This is a genomic window from Scandinavium tedordense (assembly GCF_024764965.1).
GTDB classification, from domain to species: domain Bacteria; phylum Pseudomonadota; class Gammaproteobacteria; order Enterobacterales; family Enterobacteriaceae; genus Scandinavium; species Scandinavium tedordense.
Genome location: NZ_JALIGG010000055.1, coordinates 56697 through 73582, shown reverse-complemented (window position 1 = coordinate 73582; position 16886 = coordinate 56697). Strand labels below are relative to the sequence as shown.

Below are 16886 nucleotides of genomic sequence, written 5' to 3'. Positions count from 1 at the left end.
ACCAAAGAGGGGCGGGCAACCGCCCCTCTTTCAACCGCTCACCCTGTCTTGGCGGTTTTTTGCACTGTAGCTGGTTGATCATACAGCAGAATGTTACAGTCATATGACACCTCACGACTGGCTGTGTCATGACTCTTACCGTCTTTTTTGTGTTGCTGTTTGCCGCCCTGCTGCATGCCAGCTGGAATGCTATCGTCAAGGCGGGAAGTGATAAACTCTACTCCGCCATCAGCGTGAGCGGTTCCGCATCGCTGATAGCCTTTGTGCTGCTGCCCTTTTCTCCACAGCCTGCCCTGGCCAGCGCGCCGTGGCTGCTTGCCTCCTGCGGGTTGCAGGTGGTTTACACCGTTCTGGTCGCGAAAACCTACCAGGTCTCAGACATGAGCCAGACCTACCCACTGATGCGCGGCACCGCGCCGTTGCTGGTGGCGACGGTCAGTCTGTTTTTACCGGGCGAGCAACTTTCTTCATTGGCGTGGATGGGTATCGGCGTTATCTGCCTGTCGATTTTGGCGATGGCGCTAAATGGGCGGAGCGGGTCGAGAAAAGGGGTGACGCTGGCGCTGATTAACGCCTGCTTCATTGCCAGTTATACGCTGGTCGATGGCACTGGCGTGCGGCTTTCCGGCTCTGCGCTCGGCTATACCCTGTGGACATTTTTGATGAACGGTTTTTGCCTGCTCGGGTGGGCGATGGTCTCTCGCCGCCTCGAGGTCCCCCGCTACATGCGACTTCACTGGAAGAAGGGCATTTTTGGCGGAATCGGCACCATGGGCTCTTATGGCCTGGCGCTGTGGGCGATGACTCAGGCGCCGCTGGCGGTAGTCGCGGCGCTGCGTGAAACCTCAATTCTGTTCGGGGCGGCCATTGCACTGGTTATCCTCAAAGAGCGAGTGACGTGGTTGCGCCTGGCCGCCGCCTGCGGGATTGCCCTCGGCGCAATCATGCTGCGCCTGTCCTGATCCACGCTGGCAATAATTGTTGCCGAATATCGTTTACAAAACCTGCCTGATGCCGTTTCGTCGATCCTTCCCCGGTGGTTGTTCTGTCATTTTACTGTGGTAGATTCCTCGCGGACTTTGCTGATTTCATAGTCACATATTCTTTCTTTTTAACCCTTCACAAAGTAATCATCGAATGAAAAGGCATAAGAACGTCAATTTGCTGCTGATGCTGGTGCTGCTGGTCGCCGTCGGACAGATGGCGCAAACCATTTATATTCCAGCCATTGCTGACATGGCGCGCGAACTGAACGTGCGTGAAGGTGCGGTCCAGAGTGTCATGGCCGCATATCTACTGACCTACGGCGTGTCGCAATTATTCTACGGTCCGCTTTCAGACCGCGTGGGCCGCCGACCGGTTATCCTCGTCGGCATGACGATTTTTATGCTGGCGACGGTTATTGCCATGACCACGCACAGCCTGACGATACTGATTGCCGCCAGCGCGCTGCAGGGCATGGGCACCGGCGTGGGCGGCGTCATGGCACGCACCCTGCCGCGCGACCTGTATGAAGGCACGCAGCTGCGCCATGCGAACAGTTTGCTGAACATGGGCATTCTGGTCAGCCCGCTACTGGCACCGCTGATTGGCGGGATGCTCGAAACGGTCTGGAGCTGGCGCGCGTGCTACGGTTTCCTGTTGGTGCTGTGTATGGGCGTGACGCTGAGCATGGCGCGCTGGATGCCGGAAACGCGTCCCCAGGATGCGCCGCCAACCCGCTTTACCACGCGTTATAAAACGCTGCTCGGCAACGGACCGTTCACCTGCTACGTGATGATGCTGATTGGCGGCCTGGCAGGAATTGCAGTGTTCGAAGCTTGCTCCGGCGTGCTGCTGGGCGCAGGGCTTGGGCTGAGCAGTATGGTGGTGAGTATTCTGTTTATTCTGCCGATCCCGGCGGCGTTTTTCGGCGCCTGGTTCGCCGGACGCCAGAACAAGCGCTTCTCCAGCATGATGTGGCAGTCGGTCATTAGCTGTCTGCTGGCGGGGCTGATGATGTGGATCCCAGGCCTTCTCGGGGTGATGAACGTCTGGACGCTGTTGGTCCCTGCGGCGCTTTTCTTCTTCGGTGCCGGGATGCTGTTCCCGCTCGCTACCAGCGGCGCGATGGAGCCGTTCCCGTTCCTCGCCGGAACCGCCGGAGCGCTGATCGGCGGTTTGCAGAACATCGGTTCCGGTGCGCTAGCCTGGCTTTCCGCGCTGCTCCCGCAAACCGGACAAAGCAGTCTGGGCCTGCTGATGACGCTGATGGGACTGTTGATATTGCTGTGCTGGCTGCCGTTGGCTTCACGGTTTAATCAGCATCAACAGACGATTTAAAGCGGAGATACGCCCGGTGGAGCACAATTGCCGGGCCTGCTGAGTCATTTTAATATCGTCATAATTTCCATCGGCGAACGTTGATGGCGAATTAAATCGCGCATGACTTTCATGTACGCTGCGGTGTAGCTGAAAAAATCGAGATATCCTTCGCAGAGTGCGCTTTTCCCGCTGGCGTCGCGGTGTTTTGGGCAGTCACCGTTACAAAGACGCAATGCACGGCAGGTGCGGCATTCGTTGCTGATGGTACGCTTTTTGTCGAGGCCAAAATCACGCGCGGCGTCGCTGGCGTTTATGTCACTCAGCGTCTGATGATGGATATTGCCGAGACGGTACGACGGAGAAACGTAGTGATCGCATTGATACACGTCGCCGTTACTTTCCAGCGCAAACGCGTGGCCACAGGTTTCACTCATGGCGCACATTTGTGAGGAAAACCCGTTCCATATGCCGAGCGTTGAATCGAACAGCTGCACAAATACGCGGCCGATATCTTCCCGCACCCACACATCAAACACGCCGCGCAGAAACGCGCCCCATGCATCGGCAGGAACAGAGTGGTCGTCCGGCGTCCGATCGTCGTTCATCTCCAGCAGTGGAATAAATTGTATAAACGGCGTCCCGAGCTCCCGCAAATAGCGGTAAAGCGTCTGCGGCTTCGCACAGTTATGACGGCCCACCACCACCAGCAAGTTAAACTCTACGTCGTGCGCTTTCAGGGTTTCGATGGCGCGCAGCACCTTCTGGTGAGTTGGATTTTCGCTGCGGCTGACGCGCATGGTGTCGTGCATTTCCGCGGGTCCGTCTATCGATACGCCCACCAGCCAGCCGTGCGCTTTAAAAAAGCGGCACCATTCATCGTTCAGCAAAATCCCGTTGGTCTGAAAAGCGTTATAGATGCGCTTTTCACCGGCATACCGCTGCTGTAGCGCCACCACACGGCGGAAAAAATCCACGCCACACAGCGTCGGCTCACCGCCCTGCCACGCAAACTGCACGTCATCCCCCGGCTGCGCCTCAATCTGCTGGCGAATAAACGCCTCGAGTGTGGCATCGTTCATGTCAGCTTGTTGGGGTTTATCGAGGTAAAAGCAGTAGCGGCAGTGAAGGTTACAGCGCGAACTGGCCGGTTTGGCCATGACGTGACAGCCTGTCATGTGACTCCTTTGATAAACAGCACGATTTGCTTAAGATGTGTTACAGCAAACAATATTGCGAGGGAGAGCACTGCGAGGGAGATCATAAATTTGTCACGCACTGCGCGCGGATGTAAAAAATCAGACGTTTCCTCCGCCATTAAATTCCGCTGCCGGGTATAGCGCCAGAGAACCGCTGCCACCAACGCAAGCACCACCAACGATAGCCAGAACGGCGTCCCCGCGCGATGCCAGCTGTGTTTGACAGACAACGCCATCAAGGCACCGTAGCCCAACAGAGTACGCAACCAGGCCAGCGAGGTGCGCTCCGGCTGCAAACCCGGATCGCTTTCGCGACGAGCTTTGCGTTTATCCGGCATAAAACACCAGCAGCATGACTGCCGCCGCTACGGCCAGTAACGAGACGCTGATAATCAGCAGCCCACGGGTGTAGGGCAAATCCCGTTTCAGGCGCATCGCTTTTTCGTTATTCAACCAGCGTAAATAGCCATAAATCGCCAGCACGCCCGCAAACAGGCACAGCAAAAGCGCCAACACTTCACGGATGAGCGGCGTCGCGAAATCGGGTGCCAGCTGATCAAGCCCGACGCCTGCCGCCAGAAAGCCGAGCGCGGTGCGGATCCAGGCCAAAAAGGTGCGCTCATTAGCCAACGAGAAACGGTAATCCGGCGCTTCACCGAGGCGGGATATTTTCATTTATGCTCCTTTACGCCTTCGCCCGCTCCCGTGAGAGAGGGCGAAACCGGTCATCAAAACTTCTGCGTTTTCTCTTCCACCTTAACACCCTGAGTGGGCAGGCCGGTATCGTAGTCACGCACCACCGGCGAGTAGCCATCTTCCGGCCGCGGGCGGAACGCACCCATCCAGCGCGGCTGCGCCTGCGTGCGCCAAGGACGCAAACTCCACTGATAGGTGCGGAATGGATCGCGGATTTTATCCATGTAATCCAACAGGCTGTCGTGCATCGCATCGCGAATACTCACGTAGTCGGCATCTTCAATCAGGTTGCGCAGTTCATCCGGGTCGTTGTGTCTGTCGTACAGCTCATCCGTGGTAAACAGGTTGAGCACCAGTTTCCAGCGATCCGTTACCCAGCAGCGCACCGGAATAAAACCGCCGAAGCTGTCGTGTTCGATTTCATAGCGATTAAATTCCACCATCACCCCACGATCGGCATTGGCGCGCAGGATATTTTCACCGGGCAAAATGTCGGGCTGATGAATGCCCGCCAGCGCCATCATAGTGGGCAGCAAATCAATGTGGCTGACGGGCGTGTTCACCTGCGTCGGTTCCCCGTGCGGAGGCCGTATAATCAGGGGGATGCGGGTGATGTCATCGTACATCGCCGCACCTTTACTGATGAGCTTGTGCGCCCCCATCATTTCGCCGTGATCCGAGGTATAAATCACCCAGGTGTTTTCACGCTGTTCGGCCGTGAGAGCGTTAATCACCCGCCCAATCTGATCGTCGACAAAATCATTGCAGGCAAAATACATCGGATGGTGATAGCAGGCGTCTTCTCCGACGGGCGAAGGCATTGCTTCCGCCCACAGTCGATGATGCAGCGGTTTGCCGTCCAGGCTGTCGTGCGCCTTTTCGCCCAAATCGTAGTAAAAGTCCTGATATTTCTCCAGATACTCCACCGGGCAGGTGAACGGGTGATGCGGCTCGTCGTAGGACACCACCATCAGGAATGGCTCGTCGCTGCGTGTGGGCTGATGCAGAAAATCAACCGCCCGGTTGCTGATGCGATGCGCCCAGGTGAAGGTTTCATCTATCTGATGTGCCTGTAAATCGTCCACGCTGTTCAGCCCGTTGCGCCACAGACTGATCTGCTCCTCGGTCAGTTCTGACAAATAATTCGCGCCATCGAACCAGTACTCCGCGTCCCATTCCGGCGGGCACACGCCGGTGCCGAAATAGTCGTGCCCGTCGAGATGCCATTTGCCGATGAAGCAAGTGTGATAGCCCGCATCCTGGAAATAGCGCCCCATGGTGGAGATGTTTTTCCCCGGCGCGACGTTGTTGGTCCACGGCCCGGACTGATTGGCATAAATTCCGGTGAACAGCCCGGCGCGCGCGGGCGTACAGACCGGGGAGCAGGTATAAGCGGAATTAAAGCGGATACCTTCCGCGGCCAGGCTGTCGATATGTTGCGTATTCAACGGCTTCCCGCTGTAACACCCGACCATGTTGGTGGCCTGGGTGTCGGTCATGATGAACAGGAAATTTGGGCGGCTCATGGCTTCTCCTTAATATCTGAAGCGAAAACGGCAGGCTCAACGCGGCGCGCCTGCCAGCGAGAGAAAATGAGATACACCACCACCGCGGCGGTGATGCCGTAGCTCAGAATGGTCAGCCACTGCACGTGATAGCCACCAAACTGCGCCAGCCCGGAGTACACGCCAATCATCGCGAACAGAATGCCCACTGAGGCAATCTTCGCGTTTTTCCACGGTTGCATATCCACCGCAAAGGCATCGTGAAATTTGAACGGCGTGGCGCGGGGTTTGAGGGCACCAATCACCAGCATAACCACCACATTGATACAGAAGGTGCAGGCCAGCACGTAAAGGAAATGGATATCGAATTTCACCAGGTAGTTGATGGTGATGTAGCTGCAAATACCGAGGAACATCGCCACTTTGGCGGCCAGGGCCGGGATGCGCGGGAAGAAAAAGCCCATGATGATGATGGTCACCAGCGGTACGTTGTAGATACCGTTGAGCTGTTTCATCCAGCTGTAGAGTCCTTCCGGCGCGTTGGCTATCCACGGCGCAACCAGCAGCGACACCACGGCGATGAGCAAACCAAACCGTCGCCCTACGCGCACCAGCTGAGCCGGCTGAGCGTTTTCATTGATGATGCGGCGATAAATCCCCATGCTGAACAGCGTGCTGGCGCTGTTGAGAAAACCATTGAAGGTGCTGATCACTGCGCCAAATAACACCGCACCAAAAAAGCCGACCAGCGGCACGGGCAGCACTTTGCTGACCAGCGCCGGATAGGCCATGTCGGCGCTCGGTAAATCCTGAAACAGATGAAACGCGATAAGCCCCGGCAGCACCAGAATCAGCGGGTCAAGCATCTTTAACACCGCGGTCAGCAGCGCGCCCTTTTGTCCTTCAGCGAGACTTTTCGAGGCCAGCGTGCGCTGGACAATGCCCTGATTGGTGCACCAGTAGAAGGTGTTCACGAGGATAAGCCCGGTGAATGCTGCGCCAATTGGCAGCGGATCATGACTACCACCGATGGAGTTCAGTTTTTCGGCGTGTACGGTGGTGAGCCTTTCCAGACCTTGAAAAAAGCTGCCGCCGCCCATCACTATCAGACCAAAGACTGGCACCATCAGGCCGCCAATCACCAGGCCGATGCCGTTAATCGAATCGGCAATCGCCATTGCGCGCATTCCGCCAACAACCGCGTAGAGAATGCCCGCCACGCCTAACAAAATCACCAGCAGCCAAATGGCCGCGCCCTGAGAAATGCCCAGCGAATCGCCAACGTGAAACAGGCTGTTGAGCGCCAACGCGCCAGAGTAGAGGACGATCGGCAGGAAACAAACGCCGGTGGCGATGAGAAAACAGAAATCGATGATGATGCGGGTAGTTTTGTCGTACCGCTCTTCGAGAAAATCAGGAATGGTGGCGATGCCGCGTTGCAGGTAGCGCGGCAGGAAAATCAGCGCGAGGAAGATAAGTGTCACCGCCGAGGTGACTTCCCAGCCCATCACCGACATGCCGCTGCGATAGGCCTGACCGGAGAGCCCCACCAACTGTTCGGTGGAGAGGTTGGTCAGCATTAACGAGGCGGCAATTATCGGTGCTTTTAACGAACGTCCTGCGAGGAAATATCCTTGTTCTGAACCGGTATCCTGCTTTCGAACTTTCCACCAGGTGATGACGGCAACCAGGAGGGTAAATCCAATAAAGCTCACAATTTGTTGAATATTCATCATACAGCCCTTTAACGTTTTATTATGCCAGGGTTATGATCCCCTTTATGGGTTGGGCTGATAATTGGTCGCCGGCGAAATAAAATGAATGGAAAAACTATTCTTTCAAATGTAAAAAACGAAACCACCTACAATATTCCGTTGGTTCTTGACGAAAATGTGATCTCCAGCGGGATCTCGCTTATCTCACTTTGGCATACGTTGGCAGATGAAAGTTATAAGGTAATATGGCCCAGGGATAAGAAAAAACCGCTAATCCCTAACTCGTGGGTCGCCATCTATACCCTTCAGGGCTGCGGCAAACTGCTGTTACGCGACGGGAGTGAAATAACCCTTAACGGAAATTGTATTATCTTCCTGAATCCGATGGATATTCAGTCTTATCGCTGCGAGGGTTTAGTCTGGGAACAGTACTGGATGGAGTTTATCCCCACAAGCGTGATGGAAATTCCGCTATTACAACCCGGTATAATATATAACGGCGACATGTTTAATCAGGAGTTAGCCGATGTGGCGTTCATGATCACCCAAAAATCACCGCTTAAAAACAATCTGGCAGTCGCATTCCTCACCAAAATAATATACCAGTGGATTTGTCTTATTTCAGAAAATGGTAAAAAAGATGCATTGCTTATTCAGATTGAGAAATTACTCTCAATGCTGCATAGCGACCTGCAAAAAAACTGGAGCGTGAAGGAGATGGCGCAAAAGATGCAGTGCAGCGAGCAATATTTACGGCGTTTGTTTTTACGCTATACCGGTAAAACGCCAAAAGAGTATTACCTCGATGCGCGGCTGGATCTGGCGCATTCATTGCTCAAACAACAGGGGCAGACGGTGGGAAAAGTGGCGGATATGCTTAATTTTTTCGATTCATTTCACTTCAGTAAGGCGTTCAAGCGCCGCTTCAACCTGACGCCTTCAACAGTGATAAAGGCGCAGGCTGAGCATGGGGATCAGTGAAGTTCTGGCCAGTACGCCCTATTGGCTTCAATCAGATCATCGAGAATCGCCTTCGCGACGGACGCGCTTGGCACCGTTTTAGACAGCGTGATCGCCTGCCACAGTTTCTGATAGGAACGCTGTTCCCAGGCATCGACCACCAGCTTTTCAACTGCCACCTGCTGACTCATCAGTCCTTTCTGGAAATGAGGAATATCCCCCACTACCAACGGCTCCGGCCCGTTTTTGCCCACCAGACACGGAATTTCCACCATCGCATCAGCGTCAAAGTTATGGATAGCGCCATTGTTCGCCACAATAAGCAGCATCCGCTCTTGGGTGTTAAAGGCGATAGCCGCTGCTAAATCAACGATATACGATGCATGCTCGTCGATTTCAAGCTCTCCTGCGGACGATTTACCCGCCTGAATAATGGCATTACAGGAACCAAACACGTGTTTCTCGCGATGATCCATGACTTCATTGGCGCGGGTTCTCGCCGGGTTTGAATGCTCAACGACGTAATCCGGGAACAGGTAATATTTCAGATAGGTATTCGGCATTGTGTCCGGATCCAGAGCCTGAACGTCTTTCGCTTTGGCGAATGTATCATTCCAGCTCGCTTCGGTATGGGGATCGTTAGAAGGTGGCACATAGCCGAATTTCGCCACATGTTCGCGCAATTTTGGCATTAAATCATTGCCATCCAGATCTTCGATAGAAGTCCACCAACCAAAGTGATTCAGCCCATAATAGCGCGTGCGCATTTGCTTTCTGTCCTTCAGGCCCACGATTTGCGCCATGCGCCCTTCGATGCCAATCGGCATATCGCAAATGTTGAGGATTTTGGCATTCGGACGCAGTCGACGCGTCGCTTCAGCCACAATCGCCGCCGGGTTGGAGTAATTCAGCATCCATGCGTTTGGCGAATATTTTTCCATGTAATCCACTAGCTCAAGCACGCCGCCGATGGAGCGCATGCCATAGGCAATCCCGCCCGGCCCGCAGGTTTCCTGGCCGAGCACCCCGTGACGCAACGGGATTTTTTCATCCTGTTCACGCATCGGATATTTACCAACGCGAATATGCGCCATCACAAAATCCACATCGGTAAACGCAGCTTTCGGATCGGTGGTATAGCTAAATTTGATGTCCGGTGCCTGCTCCTGAAGCACAATTTTGCAGGCTTCAGCGATAGTCTCCTGACGCGCGCCGTCGTTGTCATAGAATGTCAATGCGCGTAGCGGCAACCGATCCTGGTTGGCCAACAACATCAGGACAATACCGGGGGTAAACGTGCTGCCACCACCGGCTACAACTACAGAGAATTTTTTCATGATACTGCCTCCGTCATGGATTTGGGTTCGGTTAAGGATGTGTCATTCATCAGAGTTTCTAGCTGGTCACGCACCACGGGAACGTTCAGGCCGACAATGACCTGGATAGCATCGCCATGCCGCACAACACCGTGTGCACCCAGCGCTTTGAAAATGTCGTCACTTTGGGTGAGCGCCATGTCGACCAGAGTGATACGCAGCCGAGTAGCGCAGTTGTTTACACTGCGAATATTTCTGGCCCCACCGAGCGCGTCGAGGAAGCCTGCGGCCTGACCGAAGGCCGGAGTCGGTGCGGCCGTGGTTTTACCGCGCGCTGCCTTGTAATCCGCTTTGCTGTAGAGCTTAATTTCGCTCTCTTCGCGGCCTGGCGTTTTCAGGTTGAAATGGAGAATAAGGAAGCGGAAGACGGCGAAATAAATGCCGGTGAAGCACACGCCGATCCCGATTTGTGTCAGCACCATCGAGGCATGATTGTGGAACATCGGGATCCAGTTCTGCGGCAGGAACTGATCCAGCAGACCGCCGCCCATGTTGCCCACCACGCCGCACATGTACATCACCGTGGCCATAGTCGCTGCCAGCACGGCATGCGCCGCAAACAGCAGCGGGGAGATGAACAGGAAAGTGAACTCCAGTGGCTCGGTAATCCCGACCAGCATCGCCGTCAGAGTGGCGGGAATCAGTAATCCGGCCACTCTGACCCGGTTTTCAGGAGAGGCGGTGTAATACAGCGCCAGTGCAATACCCACCGAACCAAAGACTTTTGAGTTGCCATGCAAGGCAAACCCACCCTGCGGGAACAGCGTTTTCAGCGGCTCGGTGCTCTGGCTAAATTCCTGCAAATGCTGCGCCCAGTACATCTGGATGCCGCCTTCTACCGCCGCCGGGCCGAAAATAAACGGACCGTAGACGAAATGGTGGAGACCGGTTGGGATCAGGATGCGTTCCAGGAAGGTATAAATCCACACCCCCAGCGCACCCGCGGTGCGTAAAAACGCCTGCAATGATTCAATACCCATCTGCACTTTTGGCCAGCCGAGCAGAGTCAGCCAGGCGCATGGGATCATCACCATGAAGGCGACAATCACCACGAATGACGTTCCCTGAAATATCCCGAGGAACACCGGCAGCGGTTTGTCGAAGTAGCGATTGTGCAGCGCGGTCACAATCCCGGAGATGGCTATCGCGCCGATGATGCTGGTATCAAGGGTTTTTATCCCAGCCATCATCGTCAGGCCGCTGCCAGGAATAGGGTCGATAGAAAAGTCGACGCCGAAGAAAGTGCCCCAGGTCATCCCCATGGCGTTAATCAGGTAGTTCCAGGTCAGGAAGCTCATCAGCACCGCCAGACACGCCCGGCCCTGCGCCTGTTTCGCCAGGCCAATCGGCAGCCCAACGGCAAAGATTAGCGGCATGTTGCGGAACACGGTCCAGCCGCCCTCTTCAATAATATGAACGATTTGTGCAAACAAACTGTCTGGCGCGGTCAGTGCGGGACCGACGAACAGCGGGTTACTGAGCATAATGGCAATTCCCACCACGATCCCCGCGAAGGGAAACAGTAACACCGGGGTAAACATGGCACCGCCAAAGCGTTGTATTTGACTGAGCATTTTTACATCCTCATAGAACAACCAGTAGGGTAAGTGGCCTTTTTTGAAGGGCTTGTTGGCCTGCATCGAGAATAGGTAGCCGCGTGCCAGACGACATGAAGTGCCGCTGCGTTTCGTGATCACATTCATGGTTTTATTTCACCCATTCAGGTCTACTTTTTGAGTGAAATATGGACATCCATGAGCCCAGAGCTCCCGATTAATAGCGCTAAAGAGGACTATCAGTGATCTACAAATCCATTGCTGAGCGGCTGCGTTTACGACTGAATTCTGCCAACTTCAGTGTCGGAAGCCCGTTACCAGGAGAGAAAAAGCTGGCGCTAGAGTTTGGCGTGGCGCGAATGACCGTTCGAAAGGCAATTGATCTGCTGATTAACTGGGGTCTGGTGGAACGTCGTCATGGCAGCGGCACTTTCGTGACGCGCAAAGACGTGTATCACGAAACCACCAACCTGACCGGGCTAGTAGAGGTATTGCGTCAGCAGGGAAAAGAGGTCAGAAGCGAGGTGCTTATTTTCGAAGTGATGCCCGCCCCACCCGCTATCGCCAGCCAGCTGAGGATTCAGATTAACGAACGCATCTATTTTTCGCGCCGGGTGCGCTACGTCGATGGCAAGCCGCTGATTCTGGAGGACAGTTATATGCCGGTGAAGCTGTTCCGTAATCTGTCGCTTATTCATCTGGAAGGATCAAAGTTTGATTACATCGAGAATGAGTGCGGGATAACCATTACCGGAAACTATGAAAGCCTCTCGCCGGTCCTGGCTGATAAGCAGCTGGCACAGCAGATGAACGTTGTGGAGCAAACACCGCTGCTGCGTATTACTTCGCTTTCTTACAGCGACAGCGGGGAGTTTCTCAACTATTCGGTGATGTACAGAAATGCCAGCGAGTATCAGGTGGACTACCATCTGCGGCGCGTCCACCTGTGAACGGCATTAACCCATGCCCCAGAATAACACCGCCAGCAGTTGCGGGGTGATGATGCGCAGGAACATCACCAGTGGATACACCGTGGCGTATGACAACGCTGCCGCACCGCTGGTGGCGTGCAGATTATTGGCGAAGGCCAGAGCCGGAGGGTCGGTCATCGACCCGGCGAGCATCCCACACAGCGTCAGGTAGTTCATCTTGGCGAGCAACCGCGCCAGAATGCCGACCGTCAGCAACGGTACACCAGTGATGACGATGCCGTAGGCAATCCAACTCAGACCGTCTCCTTCGGTGAGAGTACGCACAAAATCACCACCAGATTTCAGCCCCACCACCGCCAGAAACAGCACAATGCCGAGTTCACGCAGCGCGAGGTTAGCACTCGGTGGCATAAACCAGTACAACTTGCCGATGCTGCCGATACGCCCAAGGATCAGCGCCATAATCAGCGGCCCGCCCGCCAGACCAAGCTTCAACGCCACCGGGAATCCTGGAATAAACAGCGGTACAGAACCAAGCAGTACCCCAAGCCCGATGCCGATAAATACCGGCAGCATTTGCACCTGCTGCAATTTTTGCTGAGCATTGCCGACTTCGGCTGCCACCGCGTCAATCGACGCCGGACGCCCGACCAGATTGAGAATATCGCCAAACTGCAGGCTGGCATTACTGCTGGCGACCAGTTCAACGCCCGCACGATTAAGTCGGGAAATCACGACGTCATAACGCTGTTTAAAGTGAAGATCGCGGATTTTTTTGCCCAAAACCTTCTCGTTAGTGACGACCACACGCTCCACTTTGAGGTCGGTTCCGCGCGTTGAAAGTGAGGTTTCCACTTCTTTACCGATCACCAGCTGCGCATTGTGTAAATCCGCGGGCTGGCCTACCAGATGCAGTAAATCGCCGACCTGAATCAAGGTGCCCGGCGCCGGCACCATTAGCATGTCCTCGCGCTTGAGCCGCGAACAGATAATGTTGTCGCTGTTGAGCACTGGCACATCCTGAATCGCCAGCGCGTTAAGATTTGGGTTTTCGACGCGGATATTTATGGTGTGCAGATTCGCGTAGCCATTGCCGACGCTGGAATCAAACTGCTGCGCTTCCTTTTCGACGTTAATACGAAAGAACAGGCGAACCAGCCACATGGTCAGCAGGATGCCGCAAATCCCAAACGGATAGGCCATCGCGTAGCTCATTCCCATCTGGTCGACGACGTTGAACGGCACGCCGAGATCGCGCAAAATCTGCTGTCCGGCCCCCAGTGCAGGCGTGTTGGTGACGGCGCCGGAGAAAATACCGAGCATCACCGGCAGCGGAATGGCGAAGAGTTTGTGGAGTAAAGCCGTGACCACGCCACCCATCAGCACAATGAGAATAGCGAAGAGATTAAGACGCAGGCCGGAAACCCTTAGCGAGGCGAAAAAGCCCGGACCGACCTGGATACCGATGGTGTAGACGAACAGGATCAGGCCAAACTCCTGAATGAAGTGCAACATTGGACTACTGAGCGTGACGCCTGCCTGCTCGATAAAATGGCCAACGATAATGCCGCCGAACAGCACTCCACCGATACCATACCCGACGCCGCGAATTTTGATATTGCCTATCCACAACCCTACAACCGCGACCAGCGCCAACACACTGATGGTCAATGCTATCTCACTCATCGTATTTTCCCTGTGAATAACATTATTGATTGAAGGGATTCTTACAGAAATCGCGAGGGCTGTATGGATCGTGGCGCACAAAAAAGCCCCGACTGGCGGGGCTTCTGCGGCAATGAACGATTAGCTGTTTAACGCCGGGCGTTCGCTGATAGCGATTCGCTGCGGGGCGATTTCTTCCGGCACGTTGCGAGTCAAATCAATGTGTAGCAGACCGTTGGTGAAGGTCGCACCAGTGACCTCCATATGTTCCGCCAGCGTAAAGCTCAGATTAAACGCTTGCGTCACCAGACCCTGATGCAGATATGAAGGCTCTTTTTCAGGTTTTGTCGGCGTGCCTTTCACCGTCAGGCGCGTGCCCTCAAGCTGTATATCTAATTCGTCCTGACGGAACCCGGCCAGCGCCAGTGTGATGCGATAGTGATTATCGTCGCTCTTTTCGATGTTATATGGCGGGAAGCCCTGGGTTTCACCGGTATTGAGCATCGAGTTGGCTAATTTATCGAAGCCAATCCACTGACGAAGCATTGGGGTTAAATCATAATTACGCATGGTATTTCTCCTTCTAAGAAGCGAGTGTATGCCTGCAAGTTCTGGACTCGCAGTTGCTCCCTTACGGCAAGCATGGGTTCATTGTTGGGCGGCGTATCCCGCCCGTCGGAATTAATTAATTAATTTCGATGCGACGTGGTTTATTAGCTTCTGGCACCACGCGTTCCAAATCGATATACAGCAGGCCATTCACCAGGTTCGCGCCTTTTACGTGAATATTTTCTGCCAGCTGGAATTTGCGCTCGAAGTTACGTTCGGCGATGCCCTGATACAGATAAGAACGTTCTTTTTGTTCATCAGGGTGAGAGCCTTTCACCACCAGCAGATTGTCCTGAGCGGTAATATCCAACTCACTTTCTGCAAAGCCTGCGACGGCAATGGCGATGCGATAATGGTTTTCGTCCACTAATTCAACGTTATACGGAGGGTATCCGCCGTTGCTCTGACTCTGGTTGTTTTCGAGCAGATTAAAAAGACGGTCAAATCCAATCGCAGAACGATACAGCGGGGAAAGATCGAAGTTACGCATAATAAAAAAGCTCCTGAAATCAGCGAGAATTTACAGACCTTCCACAATGGACAGGTCACGCGCCCCGAACACCCCTCAGGCATGTTCGTTATCGGGTCACACTCTTAAGATGGGAACCGGTGAACATTTTTCAAGGTTAAGGGTCTTACTTTTTTTGCACTTTTGGCTGTTAAGCTTAGACTGGGGTACAGTTCAGGTAAGGAAAGTGCGACAAGCGCCACAGAGCGCCGTTTCCGGACTATTTATTTTATCAGCGGGCCGTTATAACCCGATAGAGAGGCACTTCGCGTGCCGACAATGATGATATCGCATGATGAAAAAATTAATTTTGTTACCTGTGTTTTACTCTGGAATGATGGTTCTGACAGGATGCTCCAGCGTGATGTCTCATACTGGTGGCAAAGAAGGGATGTATCCAGGCACGCGTGCCAGTTCAGAGATGCTTGGCGATGACACGACGGGCTGGGGAACCAAATCACTGGTTGCACTGGATATGCCATTCACCGCCGTTGCCGATACGCTGCTGATACCGTGGGACTTATTCCGTAAAGATAACTCTGTCCGATCTCGGGTTGAAAAGAGCGAGCAGCAAACGCAGGCGATGAACTCCGTTATCCCACCTGCGGCGATGCCCGCTCCGTAATTCAGCGGTCCGTTTGCGTAACCCATAGCTGACGATAGCCGTGGGTTTCCTGCATCCAGGCAACCGCCTTTCCGTTCGGGGAAAAGACTACCGCATCGCCTGACGGTGGATTTTCATGATCGGCCGTCAAAAAGCGAATGTCCCCGCTCTGTACATCGCACATCGCAATTCTGTCTTCCAGAACAAACCCTAAGGCCTGGCCTGACGGATGCCAATTAAACGCCGACTGAATTCCGCTGCACTGCGTTAATTGCCGCATTCCACTGCCTTCTGGCGCAATCAGCCACAGTTGCACTACACCTGCATCATCTCGCATCAGAAACGCAATGCTATCGCCCTGCGGATTACAGCGCACCCAGTGACGCGGCACGTTGACCAGGCCGGGATATGCGTGATCGTGAGTAAACGTCAGACGACGCTGAATCACTGCGGCAGGCGCCGCGGGCAGGCTCTTTTCCGTACCACACAGCGGCGCATCGCCCGTTTGTTTCCAGCCCGCTTCGTCCGTGGGCAACGTGACGATAAATAGCTCTGGCACCTTTTCACCGCTCAGCGACAGCGTATCGCCAATAAAGGCTAGCTGCGTATTGCCTACCCACCCCTCTTCATAGGCGCGATTAATCTCATCGCTGCCGGGCTGCCGCGTCAGCGTGGTCTGGCTAATCAGGACCGACCAATGACTGCCGGCATATTCACGCGGATGATGGCCCTGCGGCGTGACCGGCCCATACGGCGCGGCAACCCCGACATTACGCAAATCCAGAGCCGGATCGCGCTCATGCATGACGTGGTCGTTGTAGGTGAAGCTGACCAACTCGCCGTTCGGGCTGTAAACATGGACGTGGCTTCCGCCGCGCAGCGCACCTGGCGTAAATGGCGGGGTAATATCCATCGCATCAAGATTGTGGGTTTTCCCCTGTAACGTCACTACGCCACGGCGGTGATGGAAATCGTACTGCCATGAATCATCAGGGTTTTCAGGGCCATGAATAAACACATAACGTTCATCCTGCGGATGCACCGTTACCACGCCAACATGCGCGCCATCGGGGGCGGTATAAATCACGTCGGTTTCGCCGCTGTGGATATTGACGCGCTCAATGGTTTTTCCGGTAAACGACGCGCCGGATGGACGTACGTCAAATACCAGCCATTCGCTGTCCGCAGTCCAGGTTTGGGTGTTGGTGAGCTGATGATGGCGGGAGGTGAAGGTGATTTGTTTCATGAAGATACCCTGAT

General features: G+C 54.4%; 16 protein-coding genes and 1 other annotated feature. Of the genes, 5 read left to right on the top strand and 11 right to left on the bottom strand.

The annotated features are described in order from the left end of the window. The first annotated feature begins 128 nt into the window (after positions 1 to 128). Both MUU46_RS11315 and emrD read left to right on the top strand, forming a co-directional pair. On the top strand, positions 129 to 962 hold the full coding sequence (locus MUU46_RS11315; RefSeq protein ID WP_258965568.1) for an EamA family transporter: 834 nt from the start codon (positions 129 to 131) through the stop codon (positions 960 to 962). A gap of 175 nt (positions 963 to 1137) precedes the next feature. After that, positions 1138 to 2322 carry a multidrug efflux MFS transporter EmrD gene (emrD, locus tag MUU46_RS11310; RefSeq protein WP_258965567.1) on the top strand — a complete coding sequence of 395 codons (1185 nt, stop codon included), beginning with the start codon at positions 1138 to 1140 and terminating at the stop codon, positions 2320 to 2322. Positions 2323 to 2366: 44 nt separating this feature from the next. Here the strand turns inward: emrD and MUU46_RS11305 are convergent, their stop codons facing one another. From MUU46_RS11305 to MUU46_RS11285, 5 genes are read right to left on the bottom strand one after another with little or no spacing between them, the layout of a single operon-like run. Continuing rightward, positions 2367 to 3479: an anaerobic sulfatase maturase gene (locus MUU46_RS11305; RefSeq protein ID WP_258965566.1), complete on the bottom strand. Its 1113-nt coding sequence runs from the start codon at positions 3477 to 3479 to the stop codon at positions 2367 to 2369. Next, the gene (locus tag MUU46_RS11300; RefSeq protein ID WP_258965565.1) at positions 3476 to 3838 is read right to left on the bottom strand and encodes a DUF202 domain-containing protein; all 363 of its coding nucleotides are present in this window, start codon (positions 3836 to 3838) and stop codon (positions 3476 to 3478) included. Before MUU46_RS11300 ends, MUU46_RS11305 begins: the two co-directional genes overlap by 4 nt. Then, the gene (locus tag MUU46_RS11295; protein WP_258965564.1) at positions 3828 to 4175 is read right to left on the bottom strand and encodes a YidH family protein; all 348 of its coding nucleotides are present in this window, start codon (positions 4173 to 4175) and stop codon (positions 3828 to 3830) included. The genes MUU46_RS11300 and MUU46_RS11295 overlap by 11 nt, the downstream gene beginning before the upstream one ends. 53 nt (positions 4176 to 4228) lie before the next feature. Beyond that, a complete protein-coding gene (locus MUU46_RS11290; RefSeq protein ID WP_258965563.1) occupies positions 4229 to 5722 on the bottom strand; it encodes a sulfatase-like hydrolase/transferase in 1494 nt (497 codons plus the stop codon). Continuing rightward, entirely contained in the window at positions 5719 to 7434 is a 1716-nt protein-coding gene (locus tag MUU46_RS11285) for a solute:sodium symporter family transporter (protein ID WP_258965729.1), read from the bottom strand. Before MUU46_RS11285 ends, MUU46_RS11290 begins: the two co-directional genes overlap by 4 nt. Positions 7435 to 7518: 84 nt before the next feature. Here MUU46_RS11285 and MUU46_RS11280 point away from each other — a divergent pair, with 84 nt between their 5' ends. Further along, on the top strand, positions 7519 to 8397 hold the full coding sequence (locus tag MUU46_RS11280; protein ID WP_258965562.1) for a helix-turn-helix transcriptional regulator: 879 nt from the start codon (positions 7519 to 7521) through the stop codon (positions 8395 to 8397). Here MUU46_RS11280 and MUU46_RS11275 read toward each other — a convergent pair. Both MUU46_RS11275 and MUU46_RS11270 read right to left on the bottom strand, forming a co-directional pair. Then, complete coding sequence (locus tag MUU46_RS11275) at positions 8391 to 9713, bottom strand: 6-phospho-alpha-glucosidase (RefSeq protein ID WP_159756900.1); 1323 nt, start codon at positions 9711 to 9713, stop codon at positions 8391 to 8393. The genes MUU46_RS11280 and MUU46_RS11275 overlap by 7 nt on opposite strands. Next, entirely contained in the window at positions 9710 to 11326 is a 1617-nt protein-coding gene (locus tag MUU46_RS11270) for an alpha-glucoside-specific PTS transporter subunit IIBC (protein ID WP_258965561.1), read from the bottom strand. Before MUU46_RS11270 ends, MUU46_RS11275 begins: the two co-directional genes overlap by 4 nt. Positions 11327 to 11550: 224 nt before the next feature. Here MUU46_RS11270 and MUU46_RS11265 point away from each other — a divergent pair, with 224 nt between their 5' ends. Beyond that, on the top strand, positions 11551 to 12258 hold the full coding sequence (locus MUU46_RS11265) for a GntR family transcriptional regulator (protein ID WP_159756897.1): 708 nt from the start codon (positions 11551 to 11553) through the stop codon (positions 12256 to 12258). A gap of 6 nt (positions 12259 to 12264) precedes the next feature. Here the strand turns inward: MUU46_RS11265 and MUU46_RS11260 are convergent, their stop codons facing one another. The 3 genes from MUU46_RS11260 to ibpA form a co-directional block, all read right to left on the bottom strand. After that, positions 12265 to 13926 carry a putative transporter gene (locus MUU46_RS11260; protein ID WP_258965560.1) on the bottom strand — a complete coding sequence of 554 codons (1662 nt, stop codon included), beginning with the start codon at positions 13924 to 13926 and terminating at the stop codon, positions 12265 to 12267. 120 nt (positions 13927 to 14046) lie between these two features. Continuing rightward, positions 14047 to 14475, bottom strand: coding sequence for a small heat shock chaperone IbpB (ibpB, locus tag MUU46_RS11255; RefSeq protein ID WP_159756892.1), 429 nt, complete (start codon positions 14473 to 14475; stop codon positions 14047 to 14049). 115 nt (positions 14476 to 14590) lie between these two features. After that, entirely contained in the window at positions 14591 to 15004 is a 414-nt protein-coding gene (gene ibpA / locus MUU46_RS11250) for a small heat shock chaperone IbpA (RefSeq protein WP_110510384.1), read from the bottom strand. Further along, positions 14998 to 15072 (bottom strand) — a sequence feature (ROSE (Repression Of Heat Shock gene Expression) occurs in the 5'-region of heat shock genes and acts as an RNA thermometer to modulate expression.). It overlaps the preceding gene by 7 nt. A gap of 242 nt (positions 15073 to 15314) precedes the next feature. Here ibpA and MUU46_RS11245 point away from each other — a divergent pair. Continuing rightward, positions 15315 to 15647 (top strand): YceK/YidQ family lipoprotein, encoded by a 333-nt coding sequence (locus tag MUU46_RS11245; RefSeq protein ID WP_258965559.1) that lies wholly within the window; start codon positions 15315 to 15317, stop codon positions 15645 to 15647. Position 15648: 1 nt separating this feature from the next. Here MUU46_RS11245 and MUU46_RS11240 read toward each other — a convergent pair whose 3' ends face one another. Continuing rightward, positions 15649 to 16872, bottom strand: a complete 1224-nt coding sequence (locus tag MUU46_RS11240; RefSeq protein WP_258965558.1) for a YidR family protein — start codon at positions 16870 to 16872, stop codon at positions 15649 to 15651. Positions 16873 to 16886 lie beyond the last annotated feature (14 nt).